This window comes from Galbibacter pacificus, from assembly GCF_029603165.1.
Lineage (GTDB): Bacteria > Bacteroidota > Bacteroidia > Flavobacteriales > Flavobacteriaceae > Galbibacter > Galbibacter pacificus.
Genome location: NZ_JAQSVC010000001.1, coordinates 1026389 through 1044044, shown reverse-complemented (window position 1 = coordinate 1044044; position 17656 = coordinate 1026389). Strand labels below are relative to the sequence as shown.

Here is a 17656-nt window from a genome sequence, read left to right as displayed (position 1 = left end):
ATATTTTTCTGAGTTTTTTGATAGTTCTTAATGTTTTACCTTTGCCATTCAATTTCCATTCCAAAGATAGCATGAATACTCAAGATGTTTACATACTAGCCATAGAATCTTCTTGCGACGATACATCGGCCGCTGTACTCCACAACGATAAAGTGTTGAGCAATGTTGTTGCCAACCAAAAAATTCATGAAGAATATGGAGGCGTTGTACCGGAATTGGCTTCCAGGGCGCATCAACAAAACATCGTTCCGGTAGTCCATCAAGCATTGAGCAGGGCAAATATCGACAAAAAAGAATTATCTGCCATAGCTTTTACAAGAGGCCCTGGATTAATGGGTTCGTTATTGGTTGGAACATCGTTTGCAAAGTCGCTTGCCCTGGGATTAGACATCCCGTTAATCGAGGTAAACCACATGCAGGCACATATATTGGCACATTTTATCAAGGAACCCGAAACGCCCATGCCCAGTTTTCCATTTTTGGCGCTGACCATTAGTGGTGGGCACACACAAATTGTTAAAGTGAACAGCCATTTTAATATGGAAGTTATTGGCGAAACCATAGACGATGCCGTTGGCGAAGCTTTTGACAAATCGGCAAAAATATTAGGCCTTCCATATCCGGGCGGCCCTTTGGTGGACAAATATGCAAGGCAGGGCGATGCTAAAGCCTATCCGTTCCCGAAACCCAAGGTTGACGGACTTAATTTTAGCTTTAGCGGCTTTAAAACTTCTGTATTGTACTTTATTCAAAAAGAAACCGAAAAGGACCCGGATTTTATCGAGAAGAACCTTAATGATATCTGTGCATCCATACAACAGGGAATAATCAATATTTTAATAGATAAATTAAAAAAAGCGGTTAAACAAACAGGTATTAAGCAAATAGCCATTGGTGGCGGGGTTTCGGCGAACTCGGGAATAAGGGATACTTTAAAAGAATGCGAAAAGCGCTTTGGCTGGCAGACCTACATTCCTAAATTTGAATACACCACAGACAATGCCGCCATGATAGGTATTGTAGGATATTATAAATTTTTGAAAGAAGATTTTACCGATCAGCGCATCACCGCCAAAGCACGGTTTTCTATTTGAGAGTTGATTGTTGAGAGTTGAGAGTCTAGAGGTTCAAAGGTGCAAAGATTCAAAGTTACAAAGGTTCCATGTTCCATGTTTCAGGTTTCAAATATCCCTAACATACAACAATTAACTATTAACAAATAACTAACTCCTTTTCCCTTATCACTATTCAAGGTTGTTATGGTGCTATGTTGTTGAGGGTTGAGAGTTTATAGTTTAGGGTTCAGAGGTTCAAAGCTCTACAATTAACAATTAACCATTAAAAAACAACTAACCCCTTTTCACTATTCACTATTCACTATTCACTATTCAAGGTTGTTACGATGCTATGTTGTTGAGGGTTTAAAGGTGCAAAGTTCAACCATTAACTATTTCCATACAAATACATTAGTGAACGTATCCCGTGGGGTTCCGAATATGTCCAGATACGTTGGTGGACGTATCCGACGGTGTTCCGGACGTATCCAATAGGTCATTCCACACTTAATTTGCTCCTATAAACTAAAAAATACTGTTAAAACATTGTTTTGTAAGATAAATATGTATTTTAGGGCAACTAAACCAACACCATTCTTCGCTGCTATTATTTTTTTAGGGCATTTTATACATGAAACTTGGTGTGTTAAAAAATAAATAAATGCAATTGCATTTTTCACCTATTTTTCAATCAATATTGAACAAAAAATAAAATGACTAAAAAAAAATCAAAACGCATCATTAGGGTTTTATTGCTCCTGGGAGCGATTATCTCTCTATATTTTGTCCCTTGGCCCATTGTAAAAGCTTGGATTATGCCACTTCCAAACACCGTTCAGGAACAAGTTGATAAAGCAGCCGATTACGGATTTGATGGTATTATTGTTTGCGTGAACAAAAAAGGTAACCAATCAGAATTTTATGCTTCGGGCTACAAAAACAGGGAAAACAAAATTCCAGCCGACCCCAATGCCCTATTTAAAATTGCCAGCGTAAGCAAATTGTATAATGCCGTAGCCGTTGCAAAACTGGTTTACGACGGAAAATTATCATTAAACAAAACACTTGCCGATTATTTGCCCGAATTAAAAGGCAGGATAGAATATGCCGACAAAATTACTTTGCGTATGTTGGTCAAACATAGAAGCGGTATTCCAAACTATACAGATACCTATATGTATTGGGCGGCTCCAAAAGAGACAGCAGATGAAAATCTTGCTTTGGTTTTGGACCTGCCTGCTAATTTTAAACCCGACCAAGGGTATGAATATTCCAATACCAATTACTTATTACTCGGCAAAATAATGAACCAGGTTCTTGGATATAGTTCGTTCCAATACATTCAAGAAGAAATTTTAAATCCATTAAGCTTAAAGCATACGTTTGGATCGATTCAAGATGTAAATATAGATAATATAATGAGCGGTTACTATGTGGGCTATGATGCAGATTTAAAAACGGACAATATAGGCTCGATACTGGCAACAGCAGAAGATTTGAGCAAATTTATACGTGCCCTAAACGATGGTTCGGTTTTTAGGGATAAAAAAGAAAAAGAAATCTATTCTTCCATTTATAAGTATGAACACACAGGTTTGATACCAGGATACCAAACTATTGCCAAATACCATAAAGATATAGATGCTGTCGTTATACAATTTACAAACACGGTTAATTTTGATGGCTATAATTGGAATATGTCAGAAATAATGTATAACCGAATCGTTAAAATATTAAAAAAGGAAAACTAGCTGCTGTAAAAATCCCATAATCGTAAAAAAAGACATACAAAAGCGCTTTTAAGGATGTCGCCTTTGGCATATCCTTTTTGCCGATTTGTTCAACAAACAAACCCGCACACAATAACCATTAAATTTTCTAAATAAAAAATCAATCCGTTTTGCATATAACTTTTAACTTTACAACTTTATAACTTTATAAACCTTACAAACTTTCAACATTATAAACTCCACTTAAACCCATGCAACTTTTTTATGCGCCCGAAATAGAGAAAGACACCAAACTGTTTTCTTTTAACAAAGAAGAAAGCAAGCACATAAGCAAAGTTCTGCGTAAAAAAGAGGGAGACCAGTTATATATTACAAACGGAAAAGGCTGGCTTTTTGAAGCCGAAATAATAAACGCCGACATAAAACATTGTAATGTAACCATTACCCAGGCACGCCTAAAACATAAAAAAAATTATTACTTGCATATGGCGGTGGCCCCCACTAAGATGAACGACCGCTATGAATGGTTTCTTGAAAAGGCCACGGAAATCGGTATCGATGAAATTACCCCCATTATCTGCGAACATTCCGAAAGAAAAGTGATAAAGCCCGAACGCTATGAAAAGATACTTCAGTCGGCCATGAAACAATCGCTTACCTGTTATTTGCCAAAGCTTAACGATGCCATTGATTTTAATACTTTTATTGAAAACAACAATTCCGAAGGTCAATTATTTATTGCCCATTGTGAAGATGATGAGAAATACGACCTCAAACGAAAAGTATTACCAGACAGCAAGACCCTGCTTTTAATCGGGCCCGAAGGCGATTTTTCTTCTGCTGAAATTAAAAAGGCAACTAGCAGTGGCTATATCCCGGTTACACTTAGCGACAACCGTTTACGAACCGAAACAGCCGCCATTGTAGGGTGCCATATTATTTCTATTGCGAACGGCTAAAAAAGCACATCACATTTCAAGAAATACAATACCAAACAAATTGTGTAAGTTTGTGGTACACGATAAACTTCTTATAAAAAGAAATGATAAAAAAATATTGGGCATGCTTGCTGTTTTGTTTGTTCGGGCTCTTGGCGCAGTCGCAAGAAATAGCCTTGCTAAAGTACAAAGGTGGCGGCGACTGGTATGCCAACCCCACTTCCCTGCCAAACCTCATTAAATTTTGCAATAAAAATATCCATACCACCATTAATGAAAAACCGGCCACGGTAGAACCCGGAAGCAGCGATATTTTTCAATACCCCTTTATACATATGACAGGCCACGGAAATGTTTTTTTTACCAATGAAGAGGCTCAAAATTTACGCAAATATTTACTTTCGGGCGGTTTCTTACATGTAGACGATAATTATGGAATGATAAATTACTTTAAAAAAGAAATCCCCAAAATATTCCCGGATAAAGAATTTACCGAGCTTCCCGCCAACCACCCCATTTTTAACCAGACTTATAAATTTCCAAACGGACTTCCAAAAATACACGAGCACGATGGAAAACGGCCCCAGGCCTTTGGCATTTTCGACAATAACAGGCTAATTCTTCTTTTTACTTTTGAATGCGACCTTGGAGACGGGTGGGAAGACCCAGAAGTGCATCACGACCCGCAAAACGTGAGGATTCAAGCGCTGGAAATGGGCGCCAATATTATTCAATATGCCTTTGAAAATTAATCATGGCAGCGCAGCTTCAACATACCAATACGCCTTTTTTAAAAAAGCAATTTCCAATAACCATTGTTTGCGACCATATATCGAGCGCATCCAACATAGGTTCTATTTTTAGGCTAGCCGATGCTTTTGGCGTAGAACAGATTATTTTTACGGGCATAAAACCACTACTTAGCAGACGGATGGAAAAAACAGCCCGTACTACCCATAAAACGGTTCCATACAAATATATTGAAGACGAAAATGACTTTATAAACAACCTAAAAAAAGAAAAACAATATATCATTGCCCTGGAAATTACAAGTAACAGTAGCCCGGTTGGAACCATGCAATTGCCAAAAAATACCGCTATAGTTCTTGTTATAGGAAACGAAAATCACGGGGTTTCAAAAAAATGGCTGGAAACTGCCCATACGGTCCACCATATAGAAATGTACGGGAACAACAGCAGTATGAACCTTGCCCATGCCACCGGCATATGCCTCTATGAATTAACAAATAAGCTCAAGATATAGATAGTTGATGCTTTTTATTTATTTTTACGGACATCAATAAACCACACTCCTCCTATACTTACAATAACAACAAATAATTTATCTGGCTAAACACAATAAAATTTTAGACTTAACTAATACAATAAAACATGGATTCTAAAACTATAGCCAATGGCATATTAAGAGCCATTGCAACCATTGTTGGTATTTTGCTTTTACTGTTTTTCTTATACAAAATTCAAGCAGTGATAGCCTATATTATTATAGCAGTAGTAATTTCGTTAATCGGGAGGCCGCTGGTACGCTTTTTAATAAAACGGTGCAAATTCAACAATAATGTGGCCGTTATTATAACCATGATGGTAATGATTATTCTCTTGGTGGGCATTGTAAGCCTGTTTATACCGCTTATTATTGAACAGGGAAAGAATTTATCTTTGCTAAACATAGAAAACCTCAGGATGAGCTTACAGGATGTATACCGGGAATTATCCGACTATTTTTCAGTAAGCCGTTACGAAGTAGAGGCATCTATTGAAGAATCCCTTAAAAAATCCGATTTTATATCTACCATAGACCTATCTGCCATTCCTAATATGTTCAATTACATCATCGGGGGGCTCGGCTCGATTACCGTTGCATTGTTTACCATTATTTTCATTTCGTTTTTCTTTTTAAAAGATAGGCGCCTTTTCCAAAATGGCCTGTTAACATTTATTCCGCCAAGCAACGAACAGCGCGTAATAAATTCGTTGGAAAGTATAAAAAATTTACTATCAAGATATTTTATTGGTTTGCTGTTACAAATAGCAATTCTCTTTGTAATTTATACCATAGTTTTATTGGTGTTTGGTATACAAAATGCAATCGTTATTGCCTTTCTTTGTGCCCTGCTAAATTTGGTTCCATATGTGGGTCCGCTTATCGGGGGAATACTTATGGTTTCCTTAACCATGTCTAGTAATTTGGGAGCAGATTTTAGCACCGTAATCTTACCAAAAGCCATATATGTTTTAATTGGTTTTATCATTGGTCAATTAGTAGATAATTTCTTTAGCCAGCCCCTTATATTTTCAAGCAGTGTAAAATCGCATCCATTAGAAATCTTCTTGGTAATTATTATTGCGGGAATGGTATTTGGAGTATTCGGGATGGTGCTTGCAGTACCTGCATATACAGCAATTAAGGTAGTTTTAAAAGAATTTTTATCAGAAAACAACATCGTTAGTAAGCTCACAAAAAACTTATAGTAAAACTTTGAATAAAAACATATTAAATACTGGTATACAATTATTTATAACAAAAAATTTGAACACTGACATTTCGTCACTTTTGCTAAAAGGCGTACATTTGGACGGTGTTTCGCCAAAAGAAGTGGCACAACAAATTGAAGCGAAGAAAAAAACCAAAAAAAAGCTCCCTACTTGGTTTAACAGCAAGCAAATTTATTACCCCAACAAATTAAACATAGAACAAACTTCGTCTGAAGAAACAGCACAATATAAATCAAAAATCATAAAGGGAAAAACCCTTGTTGACATCACCGGTGGATTTGGTGTGGACACCTACTATTTTGCTAAAAAATTCGAAACGGTTATACACTGCGAAATAAATAAAGAATTAGCTGAAATTGCAGCGCACAATTTTAAAATTTTAAACACAAAAAACATCCATGCAATCCATCAAAACGGAGTAGCATTTTTAGAGGAAAGCAAAAAACACTTTGATGTTATTTTTTTAGATCCATCACGCAGGGACGCTTCAAAAAATAAAGTGTTTTTACTACATGATTGCGAGCCGGATATTTTAAAAATCCTTCCCTTTTTACTCAAGAAAAGTAATCTTGTTTTAATGAAGACTTCACCTTTAATAGATCTTTCCAAGAGCATTGAAGATTTGAGACATGTTAAAGAAATACATATTGTTGCCGTTAATAACGAAGTCAAGGAACTGTTGTGGCTATTAGGGCCAAATGCCGGTACGGATATTCAAATAAAGACCGTAAACATGCTGAATGAAGGGAGCCAATGCCTTAATTTTGCCTGGCAGGAAGAAAGCGCCAATATTGCCACCTTTTCGGTACCCGAAAAATATTTATACGAGCCCAATGCGGCCGTTTTAAAAAGCGGCGCATTTAATATCCTGACTCAAAAATTTGCCGTAAGCAAACTGCATCCAAACACCCATTTATATACAAGCAACCATAAAATTGATTTTCCGGGCAGGGGTTTTATTATAAAAGAAATATTACCTTACAACAAAAAAATACTGAAGAAAGCTTTGCCAGGCAACAAAGCCAATATTACCACAAGAAATTTCCCGGAAAGCGTTGCACAGATACGCAAAAAAACGGGCATAAAAGACGGTGGGGATATTTATTTGTTTTTTTGTACTAATTTCAACAATGAAAAAATAGTTATCAGTGCCAAAAAAACGTAAAAACACAAAAACAACAAGCGAGCGTTAACGTACCTCATTTATTTTTTATTTACTATTTTAGTCGCTCAACCAACAAAGAACACAAAACTTGACAATTAAAGAAATAGCCAAATTAGCCAATGTTTCATTAGGGACTGTAGACCGTGTAATCCACAAGCGGGGCAAGGTCTCCAAGAAAACCGAGGAAAAAATATTGGCCATCATCGAGAAAGTAAATTACCAACCAAATATCTATGCCCGCGGGCTGGTTTTAAACAAATCGTATACCATTGTTGCGCTGGTCCCTTCTTTTATTGAAGGGGAATATTGGGAAATGCCGTCAAAAGGAATCAAGATGGCAGAAAAAAACCTGAGCCAGTTTGGGGTAAACCTCAATATATTATACTTCGACCAAAATTCTGTCCCTTCGTTTAACGAAAAGGTCGACGAACTTCTAAAACTAAAACCAGACGGCGTTATACTTGCTCCGGTCATTAATTTTGAAGCCGTAAAACTTACCAAAAAACTAGAATCGGGCAAGATTCCTTTCAGTCTTATCGACTCGAACATCCCGAACAGCAAGGCATTGAGCTTTATTGGGCAAGATGCCTTTCAAAGCGGGAAACTAGCGGCCAAACTATTATGTTCTGAAATAAATTCACAAGGCACCATTTCGATCATATCCATAAAAAATAACGAAAACCACAACAAAACGCTTCAACAGCGTATTGAGGGCTTTAAGGACTACATTTATAACAGTAATTTTATTGCCAACATTACCCTGATAGAAAACAACATACATTTAGGAACTGCCAATTGGGAGGAAAACTTAATGCAAGCCTGTACGCCCACCAATAATACCGTTGGGATTTTTGTGCCAAGCTCCATGATTCACCATGTCGCCAAATGCATCGAGGCCAATTTTGACACCATGAGCAATATAAAGTTAGTGGGGAACGATTTAATTGCAAACAATGTAAAGTACCTAAAAAAAGGCGTCATCAACTATTTAATTGGTCAAAGGCCCGAAAACCAAGGCTATTTGGCACTCGAAAGTTTTTACAAGCATTTGGTACTGGGCAAATCGGTGCCGCAAAAAAAATACCTTCCGCTGGACATTATCACGCAGGAAAATTTAATGTACTACAACGACGATGTCGTGTAACACAACAACAATCTAGAATGTTTCTCTTATCCTGAATAATCACCAATTATTTATAGTTTTTATTGATTAAATATTAAAATAACTATTTCACTTTTGAAAGTAACCAAATGTTATACGTACCTTATTTTCAACCTTCAAAATTACTTTTATCCAAAAAAAATGTTAACTTGGGCGAAATTTCGGCTTTAAAATCAATGAAAATTTAAATTAATCACTAATTAAACGCTTATGAAATAAACTTTTTATTAAAAATGTGTACGTACACATTCTAAACTGATAAACACCGCTAACAAAAACTTTAAAATTATGAAACACTTTAAAAAACCTGTATTTTGGATGTCTGCATCCATTTGTAGGTATCAAAATTTATTTTTGCTGCTTTTTACCTTATGCATCGGGATTATAAACCCGTTGCATGCAAAAAACATTGTCCAACAGCCTCAGGAAACTACAGTTACGGGTACGGTTTTGGACGCTGAAGGTTTCCCCCTCCCGGGCGCCACGATTATAGAAAAAGGAACTCAAAACGGAACTCAAACAGATTTCGACGGTAAGTTTCAATTACCCGTATCCAGCCAAAATGCTACGCTGGCAGTATCTTTTGTTGGTTTTTCTACCAAAGAGGTTCCGCTCAACGGGCAAAGCAATGTAAGCATCACTCTGGAAACCGATGCCGCCGCACTGGACGAAGTGGTTGTAATAGGTTATGGAACTCAAAAGAAAACCGATGTTACAGGGGCCATTTCTTCTATCTCCGGAGACGATATCAACTCTACAAAAGAAGGGAACGCTTTTAACGCCATGGCAGGTAAAGTGGCCGGATTGGATGTGGGTGTAACCAGTGCATCGCCAGGTACATCGCCTAGTTTGCTTATTAGGGGAAGGAGTTCGCTTAACTTTTCAAACGAACCCTTGATCGTCGTGGATGGGATTCCCATGGAAGGAAGCCTGAACGACATCAATTCTGCCGATATCGCTTCCGTAGAAGTTTTAAAGGATGCTTCTTCAACCGCAATTTATGGTGCAAGAGGCGCGAATGGCGTTATTTTAGTTACCACAAAAAGAGGACAGGCCGGAAAAGCCAAATTTACCTTCGATACGTATTATGGCTTTGCCGAAGTACCTGAAAATTACCAGTTACTCGATGCAGATGGTTACGTAAACCTTAGACGTGAAGCCAGAAGGGCCGGACAAGAAGAAGAACAGGGGCTTGTTCCCGGTACCTTGCCATTGCCATCGGTGCAAAGTTCGCTGGAACCGCTTCAATTGGAAGCCTACCAAAATGGAGTGGATACCGATTTTATCGACCTCGGCACACGTTCTGGGCAACAAATCAATTATCAGCTCGGCGTTTCAGGGGGTTCAGAAAAAATAAGGTACAATCTTTCGCTTAGTTATTTCGATCAGGATGGAGTATACAATTTAGCCGATTATGAAAGGTATACTTTCAGGACAAACCTCGATATTAACGCTACCGACAAACTTAAAGTAGGGCTATCGCAACAGGCCAATTTTTCTAAAAAAAACAATTTCAACCCTTTGGCCAGTTTAATGAACCAGCCACCATTGGTTACTCCCTTTGACGAAGATGGCGTAGCTACGCTCGATCCATTGGCCGATGGGTTAAATTGGAACCCGCTTAGCAATGAAACCCCGGGAAATTATATCGATGAAGATATTAGCTACCGGTATTTTGCCAATATTTTTGCGAGTTATCAAATTTTAGATGGGCTAAAATATACTTTAAACGTTCAACCGCAATTTGAGTCCGTTACATATAACGATTTTAGGGCTTCTATGTCTCAGAGCCGCACGGGCGGGTTATCTCAAGCATCAAAAGAAACCAGGGTCAATACGGCCTATACCATCGAGAACATTTTAAATTATACCAAAGTCTTCGGGCAGGACCACTCGGTTGATGCCACTTTCCTATACAGTTTTCAGGAAACTAAAAGGGACCGCTTATACCTTCAGGTTTCAGGACTTGCAAACGACAGTCAGACTTTCAATAATTTAAGCGATGCCTCTCAAGTAGACAACCGTGACAGTTCCTTGGAAACCGAAGGATGGGTTTCTTATATGGGGCGTGTTAATTATGGTTATAAAAATAAATATTTACTTACCCTTACCGGCCGGTATGACGGTTCTTCTAAACTCTCCAAAGGAAAAAAATGGGGCTTCTTCCCTTCTGCTTCCTTTGCATGGAGGATCATTCAAGAAGATTTCCTTAAAAACCAATCTGTTTTAAGCGACCTTAAGCTTAGAACGGGATACGGTCAAGTTGGGCGTAATCCCATTGCCCCCTACTCTACTTTCGGGAGCATTAAAAGGTTCGAAAATTCGTTTGGCGGAAACCCCGCCTATGGTTTTCAGCCAGAAGATATTGCCAACCCAGATTTAAAATGGGAAACCACTACAACTTTCGATATCGGGCTGGATTATGCATTTGCCAAAAACAGAATTGCGGGAAGTATCGATTTCTATACCGGAAAAACAACCGATTTGCTGCTAAATAGGGTATTGCCTGCTACTTCTGGCTATTCTTCTATTCTTCAAAACGTTGGGGAAACCAAAAACTCTGGAATCGAATTAACTTTAAGTACGGTTAATATTGAAACAGATAAGTTTAGGTGGACCACCGATTTTAATTTTTCTGCCAACAAAAGTGAAATCGTGAAGCTTTTGGACAGCGAAACAGACGATGTTGGAAACGGTTGGTTTATTGGGCAGCCCCTAAGCGTTTATTACGACCGGGTTTTTGACGGAATTTGGCAACTTAACGAAAATGATGCCGCCAATAGCTACGGAAGAAGACCGGGAGATATTAAACTGGCCGATCTAAACAACGATGGCGCATTAAATGATGATGACCGAAAAATTTTGGGGCAGCTAGATCCCAAGTGGATTGGTGGTTTTACCAGTAAAATGGAGTATGCCGGTTTTGATTTTGTGGTATCGCTTTATACACGTCAAGGGCATTTAACCCGATCCCGCGCATTAGAAAACGTAACCATTTTTGGACGTAACAACGATCTGGACCTAAATTACTGGTCGCCCGAAAACCCGAGCAACGAATATCCACGGCCTAACATAAACAGGGAAAGGCCTCTGGACAACGGTGTTCTAAGTTATGTGGATGCATCGTTTGTGCGTGTACGTAATATTACGCTGGGGTACACTGTTAATCAAAATGTAAATAAAATTCTGGGATTGGATAGATTGCGGTTCTATGCATCTGCTCAAAATCCTTTCTTGTTTACAAAAACCGATTTAAAAGGTTTTGATCCCGAACTTGGTAGTGGAGACGACTTTATTGCTTCGCCAAGAACCATTTTATTTGGGCTAAACGTAGCCTTTTAATTGAATCTTAAAGAAAAAGTCATGAAGAAAAACATAATATACATATTCGCATTATTGTCACTAATCTCCTGTAGTGATATTTTAGATGAAGAACTTACCGGGGACCTTACGGCCGATGGCGTTTTTATTGATGAAGAAGGAATCGACTTTGCCCTGAACGGAGCCTATGCCTCGCTGGGCGTATTCATAGGGAACAGCAATACCGTTCGGGACGGTACAAACAAAGAAACCGGATGGACCCTTATTGCCTTTGGTACCGATACCTATACCAACGGTTCGGATGGTGGTTTTAAATATTTCAATACATATGATTCCGACCTCAATGCGAGTTCGCAGATTGTACGGGAATCCTGGGACGAATTTTACAAAGGCATCAATACCGCCAATACAGTTATTGGCCGGGCCCAAGAAGCAATTCCCAACAATCCTCAAAAAGTAACGGAAGTTGTAGCCGAAGCACGATTTTTAAGGGCTTATTACTATTATTGGCTGGTACGTATATGGGGACCCGTACATTATACCAATGAAGAAACAACAACAGCCGAAACCGAGGCGCACAGAATGGCCCTGGAAGAATTGTACCCGAAAATTATAGAAGATTTGCAATTTGCAGAAGATAATTTACCGGGGGTTCAGGACGATTTTGGAAGAGCCACGTCTTGGGCCGCTAAGGCAACCTTGGCAGACCTGTACCTTACCCGTAAAAATTACGATATGGCAGCTACCTATGCCGAGGACATTATAGACAATGGCCCATTTTCACTGGTAGGCTCTTATGCCGAATTATGGGAGCTTGAAAACGAACAAAACAGCGAGGTAATATGGTCTACGCAATTTGCAGACGAACTGGAATACGATAATGGCGGGAACCCGGCGCACCTTTTCTTTTTAATGGAATATGACAAATTACCGGGCATGAAAAGGGATGTTGTAAACGGAAGACCGTGGAAAAGGTTTAGACCTACAAATTATTTATTAAATTTATACGATATGGAAGATCAAAGGTACGATGGCACTTTTGTAACGGTATATTATGCAAATAACCCGGATTCTGCACCACCTGGTGTCGAAGTGGGCGATACTGCCGTTTACCTGCCACGTGTTCCTTTTTCACAGACCGAAAAAGATGCCAAGCCATATGGGGAAAGTATTTATAACCAAGATGAATATACCGAGAAAATATATCCGTCCAGTAAAAAATGGTTGCAGCCCAATAGGGCTTCTACCAACGAAGAATCTGGTGGAAGGGATTTTATTGCCTACCGCTTGGCCGAAATTTACTTGATCGCATCAGAAGCAAATGCTTTAAAGTCAAGCCCCGATCAAACAAAAGCGCTTTTTTACCTCAATGAAGTAAGAAAAAGGGCTTATGGTGTAGATAATGTTGCCGAGCTTCCAACCATTGATGCTGTTGATATTGATGTAATTCTTGAAGAAAGAGCCAAAGAGCTGGCTCAGGAAGGAAAAAGGTGGTTCGACCTTGTACGTACCGGAAAGTTGGTGGAACGTGTAAAACTATACAACCCGCAAGCGGCTTCCTTCATTCAAGATTATCATAATTTGAGGCCTATCCCCTTAACCCAAATAGATAGGACCTCAAACGAGTTTCCACAAAACCCGGGATATTAATGAATATTCAAAAAAAATATATTAAAATGAAACATCCATATTCAACACACAATAAAATAGACCCTCATGGATGTTTCATTTTTTCCACTTAAAAAACAACTAAATACAAACACATGAAATCAAGAATCAAAAATTACAAACTCTATGCCTTAGCATTAGGCCTTACCGTTAGTTTATCGGGTTGCCAGGAAGGTCCAAAAGACAATACCCCTTGGACACCGCTTTTTAACGGTAAAGACTTAAACGGATGGACGCAAAAAGGCGGAAAAGCAAAATATCGGGTAGAAAACGAAATGGTTATAGGAAGTACCGTTCACGATACGCCAAACTCATTCATGACAACCGATAAGATGTACGACGATTTTATTATGGAACTTGATTATAAGGTAGATTCTACGATGAATTCCGGTATTCAAATCCGAAGTAACAGCATTCCCCAATACCAAAATGGGCGCGTACATGGTTACCAAATTGAAATAGACCCTTCCGACAGGGCCTGGAGCGCCGGTATTTATGATGAAGGAAGACGTGGGTGGCTTTTCCCGCTAACAGACGATAAACAGGCGCAGCAAGCATTTAAACAAGGAGATTGGAACCATTATAGAATTGAAGCCATTGGAGATACCATAAAAACATGGATCAATGGTGTACCCGCTGCACATCTCGTAGACGACAAAACACATACTGGGTTTATAGCCCTGCAAGTACATGCAATTGGCAAAGATGCCAAAGAGGGAACAGAAATTATATGGAAAAACATAAATATACTTACCGATAGTTTAAGCAAATACAGCACAAAAACCCCAGTTCCCCCGGTTGTTACCAAAAACAACTTAACCATAGACGAAAAGAAAAACGGCTGGAAAATGCTTTGGGATGGTAAAACCACCAACGGATGGAGAGGTGCCAGACTCGATGAATTCCCAGATAAAGGTTGGGTAATAGAAAATGGTATTTTAACCGTTTTGGAAAGTGAAGGAAAGGAATCGGCTGCCGGTGGCGATATTGTTACCAAAAAGCCATACGCCAATTTTGAGCTGAAAGTAGATTTTAAACTTACTAAAGGGGCCAATAGCGGCATTAAATATTATGTTGATACCGAAATAAACAAAGGCCCGGGCTCTTCCATAGGCTTGGAGTATCAAATCCTTGACGACGACAATCACCCGGATGCAAAACTAGGGAACCACGACGGGAGTAGGACCGTTGCTTCTTTATACGACCTAATTCAAGCCAACCCTAAAAAACCAATTCATCCTATCGGGGAGTGGAATACCGCTAGAATTGTTTCAAAAGACAATCATGTGGAACACTGGCTAAACGGAATGAAGGTTTTGGAATACGAAAGGGGAAGCGATGAATTCCGTAAACTCGTTTCAGAAAGTAAATACAAAAAATGGCCAAACTTCGGGGAACTGGAAAAAGGAAGCATCCTATTACAAGACCACGGAAACAGAGTATCTTATAAAAACATCAAAATAAAAACTTTATAAAATCATGACAACTAGACGCAACTTTATAAAAAACACCGTATTAAGCAGTACCGCCCTTGCCGTGGGCAGCTCTGTAATGGGGATGCCCGCAAGCAGTTACCGAAGGATTATTGGTTCCAACGACCGTTTAAATGTGGCCATTGCCGGCTTGGGCCGCCGTTTGGGTGCATATTACCAGCCCATTGCAAGAAAAAAAAGCAATGTAAACCTTATGTATTTGTGCGATGTTATGGAAAGCCAAAGACTTAAGGCCAAGGAAAATTTCTCCAAATTGATTGATTATACCCCAAAACTGGAAAACGATATTAGAAAGGTTATAGACGATAAAAAGGTAGATATCCTAGTTAATGCAACCCCAGACCATTGGCACACCCCCGGCTCTATTCTGGCCTTGAAGGGCGATAAACACGTATATGTGGAGAAACCCTGTAGCCATAACATGAACGAGAACGAAATGTTGGTTGCTGCCTCTAAAAAATTCAACAAAATTGTACAAATGGGGAACCAGCAACGTTCGTCTGGCCATACCATAGATATCATCAATCAAATTCATAACGGCGTAATCGGCACCCCATATAAAGCGGTTGCTTTTTACAGCAATGGCCGTGGCGAAACGCCAATCCAAAAAAAGGCACCCGTTCCGCAAGGGCTCGATTGGGAACTTTGGCAAGGGCCCGCAGTCCACAGGGAATATACTGATAACACTTGGGATTATAACTGGCACTGGTACGGTTGGAACTACGGTACGGCAGAAGCCGGAAACAATGCCACGCACGAACTGGATGTTGCCCGTTGGGCATTACAGGTAGGCTTTCCGCAACATGCAGAAGTAGAAGGCAATAAAAGACACTTTTTAGATGATGGCTGGGAAATGTACGATACCATGTTGGCCACTTTTAAATTTGCCGACAATAAAATTATCCAATGGGACGGAAAAAGTAGAAACGGTTATCAAACCTACGGCGGTGGCCGCGGTACCGTAATCTATGGAAGTGAAGGCTCTGTTTATGTAGACAGGGAAAAATACATTCTTATGGACCGCTCCGGAAAAGTGGTAAAAGAAGTCAACGCAAGCTCTAATGAAGCAGGCACGGCACTCGGTGGTGGTGGCGACATGTCTACAAGCCATATGGTTAACTTTTTTGAAACCATCCGTGGAAAAGAAAAATTAAACGCCCCTATCGATGATGCCAGTGTGAGTATGGCAATGGTGCATTACACCAATATTGCTTATCGCATTAAAAAAGGCTTTAAAATTGATGAAAAGAACGGAAAAATGCTCGATAACGATGCCATGAAACTTTGGGGACGTGAATATGAAAAAGGCTGGGAACCAACTTTATAAACTTTTTTTTGATGCAGGAAAAGAAAACAACCGATTTTTTTAAAGAAGATGAAAATCCTTGGGAAGCTGTTGCTGAAGGAATAAGCAGGCAAATTACCGGATTTAATACCGACCTTATGATGGTGAAGGTTAAGTTTAAAAAAGGAGCCATTGGTTACCAACACCAACACATCCATTCGCAAAGCTCTTTTATTGCATCGGGGAAATTTGAAATAACCATAGGCGGCAAAACGGAGATTTTAACGACCGGAGATACTTTTTTTGTGCAACCAAACATCATCCATGGGGCAAAATGTATCGAAGATGGTGTTTTGGTCGATGTTTTTAATCCCGCCCGTGAAGATTTTTTATCAGAGTAAACTACCTCGGTGCAAGCACACGAGGCATTGGTCGGAAACAAATTTTTAATTTCGAGGCAAGCCTCGGGGTATTATACCCTTTGGCGGTGCCAATAAAAAAAATTACATGAATCAACTTAAAAATAAAGTAGCCATAATTACTGGTGGAAATGGCGTATTGGGCGGGGCTATTGCAAAAGGCCTTGCACAATGTGGTGCCAAGGTAGGCATTTTAGGAAGAACCGAAGAAACCGTACAACAAGTAGTAAAGGAAATACAGAAAAATGGCGGACAGGCAATGGTTCTGGTTGCAGATGTTCTGGACAAAAACACACTCGAAAACGCCAAAACCACTGTTGTAAAAAACTGGGGAACAATAGATATATTGGTAAATGCGGCCGGAGGCAACAGAAAAGGGGCTACCATAGCTCCCGAAGACACCTTTTTCGATCTTTCCTTGGATGATTTTGACAAAGTAAACGACCTTAATTTTAAAGGTACCGTTCTCCCCTCTTTTGTTTTTGGCAAACAAATGGCAGCGCAAAAAAGCGGAAGCATCATCAACATCTCATCAATGGCGGCACAACAAGCCATAACCCGTGTGGTAGGATATGCGGCCAGTAAGGCTGCGGTAGATAACTTCACCAAGTGGTTAGCAGTGGAAATGGCACTAAAATACGGAGACGAAATACGCGTAAACGCCATAGCACCAGGCTTTTTTGTGGGAGAACAAAACCGGGCCCTTTTGTTAAATCTAGATGGATCTCTAACACAAAGGGGAAATACCATTGTTGCGCAAACACCCATGAAACGCTTTGGAAAACCAGAAGAACTGCAAGGGGTAGTAAATTGGCTGGCATCTGCCGGGGCTTCTTTTGTAACTGGTGTCGTTATCCCCATTGACGGTGGGTTTAGTGCTTTTAGCGGGGTTTAATTGAATTA

Annotated in this window: 14 protein-coding genes; all 14 read left to right on the top strand. The window is 39.5% G+C overall.

Annotation, left to right across the window (positions count from 1 at the left end):
* Positions 1–71: 71 nt before the first annotated feature.
* The 14 genes from tsaD (at position 72) to PSF86_RS04300 (ending at position 17648) form a co-directional block, all read left to right on the top strand.
* Complete coding sequence (gene tsaD, locus PSF86_RS04365; RefSeq protein ID WP_277898821.1) at positions 72–1094, top strand: tRNA (adenosine(37)-N6)-threonylcarbamoyltransferase complex transferase subunit TsaD; 1023 nt, start codon at positions 72–74, stop codon at positions 1092–1094.
* 674 nt (positions 1095–1768) lie between these two features.
* Positions 1769–2806, top strand: a complete 1038-nt coding sequence (locus PSF86_RS04360) for a serine hydrolase domain-containing protein (protein WP_277898820.1) — start codon at positions 1769–1771, stop codon at positions 2804–2806.
* 230 nt (positions 2807–3036) lie between these two features.
* Positions 3037–3744 (top strand): 16S rRNA (uracil(1498)-N(3))-methyltransferase, encoded by a 708-nt coding sequence (locus tag PSF86_RS04355; protein WP_277898819.1) that lies wholly within the window; start codon positions 3037–3039, stop codon positions 3742–3744.
* 83 nt (positions 3745–3827) lie between these two features.
* Positions 3828–4475 carry a DUF4159 domain-containing protein gene (locus tag PSF86_RS04350; protein WP_277898818.1) on the top strand — a complete coding sequence of 216 codons (648 nt, stop codon included), beginning with the start codon at positions 3828–3830 and terminating at the stop codon, positions 4473–4475.
* 2 nt (positions 4476–4477) lie between these two features.
* Entirely contained in the window at positions 4478–4987 is a 510-nt protein-coding gene (locus PSF86_RS04345) for a TrmH family RNA methyltransferase (protein WP_277898817.1), read from the top strand.
* 128 nt (positions 4988–5115) lie between these two features.
* A complete protein-coding gene (locus PSF86_RS04340) occupies positions 5116–6216 on the top strand; it encodes an AI-2E family transporter (protein ID WP_277898816.1) in 1101 nt (366 codons plus the stop codon).
* 58 nt (positions 6217–6274) lie between these two features.
* Positions 6275–7405, top strand: coding sequence for a class I SAM-dependent methyltransferase (locus tag PSF86_RS04335; RefSeq protein WP_338424012.1), 1131 nt, complete (start codon positions 6275–6277; stop codon positions 7403–7405).
* Positions 7406–7493: 88 nt separating this feature from the next.
* Positions 7494–8549: a LacI family DNA-binding transcriptional regulator gene (locus tag PSF86_RS04330; RefSeq protein WP_277898814.1), complete on the top strand. Its 1056-nt coding sequence runs from the start codon at positions 7494–7496 to the stop codon at positions 8547–8549.
* 306 nt (positions 8550–8855) lie between these two features.
* Positions 8856–11909, top strand: coding sequence for a SusC/RagA family TonB-linked outer membrane protein (locus PSF86_RS04325; protein WP_277898813.1), 3054 nt, complete (start codon positions 8856–8858; stop codon positions 11907–11909).
* A gap of 21 nt (positions 11910–11930) precedes the next feature.
* Entirely contained in the window at positions 11931–13538 is a 1608-nt protein-coding gene (locus PSF86_RS04320; protein WP_277898812.1) for a RagB/SusD family nutrient uptake outer membrane protein, read from the top strand.
* A 113-nt stretch (positions 13539–13651) separates the two neighbouring features.
* Positions 13652–15031, top strand: a complete 1380-nt coding sequence (locus PSF86_RS04315) for a 3-keto-disaccharide hydrolase (RefSeq protein ID WP_277898811.1) — start codon at positions 13652–13654, stop codon at positions 15029–15031.
* A 4-nt stretch (positions 15032–15035) separates the two neighbouring features.
* Positions 15036–16376 (top strand): Gfo/Idh/MocA family protein, encoded by a 1341-nt coding sequence (locus PSF86_RS04310; RefSeq protein WP_277898810.1) that lies wholly within the window; start codon positions 15036–15038, stop codon positions 16374–16376.
* Between the two features lie 11 nt (positions 16377–16387).
* Positions 16388–16735: a cupin domain-containing protein gene (locus tag PSF86_RS04305; protein WP_277898809.1), complete on the top strand. Its 348-nt coding sequence runs from the start codon at positions 16388–16390 to the stop codon at positions 16733–16735.
* A gap of 106 nt (positions 16736–16841) precedes the next feature.
* On the top strand, positions 16842–17648 hold the full coding sequence (locus tag PSF86_RS04300; RefSeq protein ID WP_277898808.1) for an SDR family oxidoreductase: 807 nt from the start codon (positions 16842–16844) through the stop codon (positions 17646–17648).
* Positions 17649–17656: the final 8 nt, after the last annotated feature.

Coding starts and splice junctions, on each gene's coding strand:
- PSF86_RS04310 (WP_277898810.1), top strand. CDS start 15,036: ATGACAACTAGACGCAACTTTATAAAAAACACCGTATTAAGCAGTACC.
- tsaD (WP_277898821.1), top strand. CDS start 72: ATGAATACTCAAGATGTTTACATACTAGCCATAGAATCTTCTTGCGAC.
- PSF86_RS04315 (WP_277898811.1), top strand. CDS start 13,652: ATGAAATCAAGAATCAAAAATTACAAACTCTATGCCTTAGCATTAGGC.
- PSF86_RS04350 (WP_277898818.1), top strand. CDS start 3,828: ATGATAAAAAAATATTGGGCATGCTTGCTGTTTTGTTTGTTCGGGCTC.
- PSF86_RS04300 (WP_277898808.1), top strand. CDS start 16,842: ATGAATCAACTTAAAAATAAAGTAGCCATAATTACTGGTGGAAATGGC.
- PSF86_RS04320 (WP_277898812.1), top strand. CDS start 11,931: ATGAAGAAAAACATAATATACATATTCGCATTATTGTCACTAATCTCC.
- PSF86_RS04345 (WP_277898817.1), top strand. CDS start 4,478: ATGGCAGCGCAGCTTCAACATACCAATACGCCTTTTTTAAAAAAGCAA.
- PSF86_RS04305 (WP_277898809.1), top strand. CDS start 16,388: ATGCAGGAAAAGAAAACAACCGATTTTTTTAAAGAAGATGAAAATCCT.
- PSF86_RS04340 (WP_277898816.1), top strand. CDS start 5,116: ATGGATTCTAAAACTATAGCCAATGGCATATTAAGAGCCATTGCAACC.
- PSF86_RS04355 (WP_277898819.1), top strand. CDS start 3,037: ATGCAACTTTTTTATGCGCCCGAAATAGAGAAAGACACCAAACTGTTT.
- PSF86_RS04325 (WP_277898813.1), top strand. CDS start 8,856: ATGAAACACTTTAAAAAACCTGTATTTTGGATGTCTGCATCCATTTGT.
- PSF86_RS04360 (WP_277898820.1), top strand. CDS start 1,769: ATGACTAAAAAAAAATCAAAACGCATCATTAGGGTTTTATTGCTCCTG.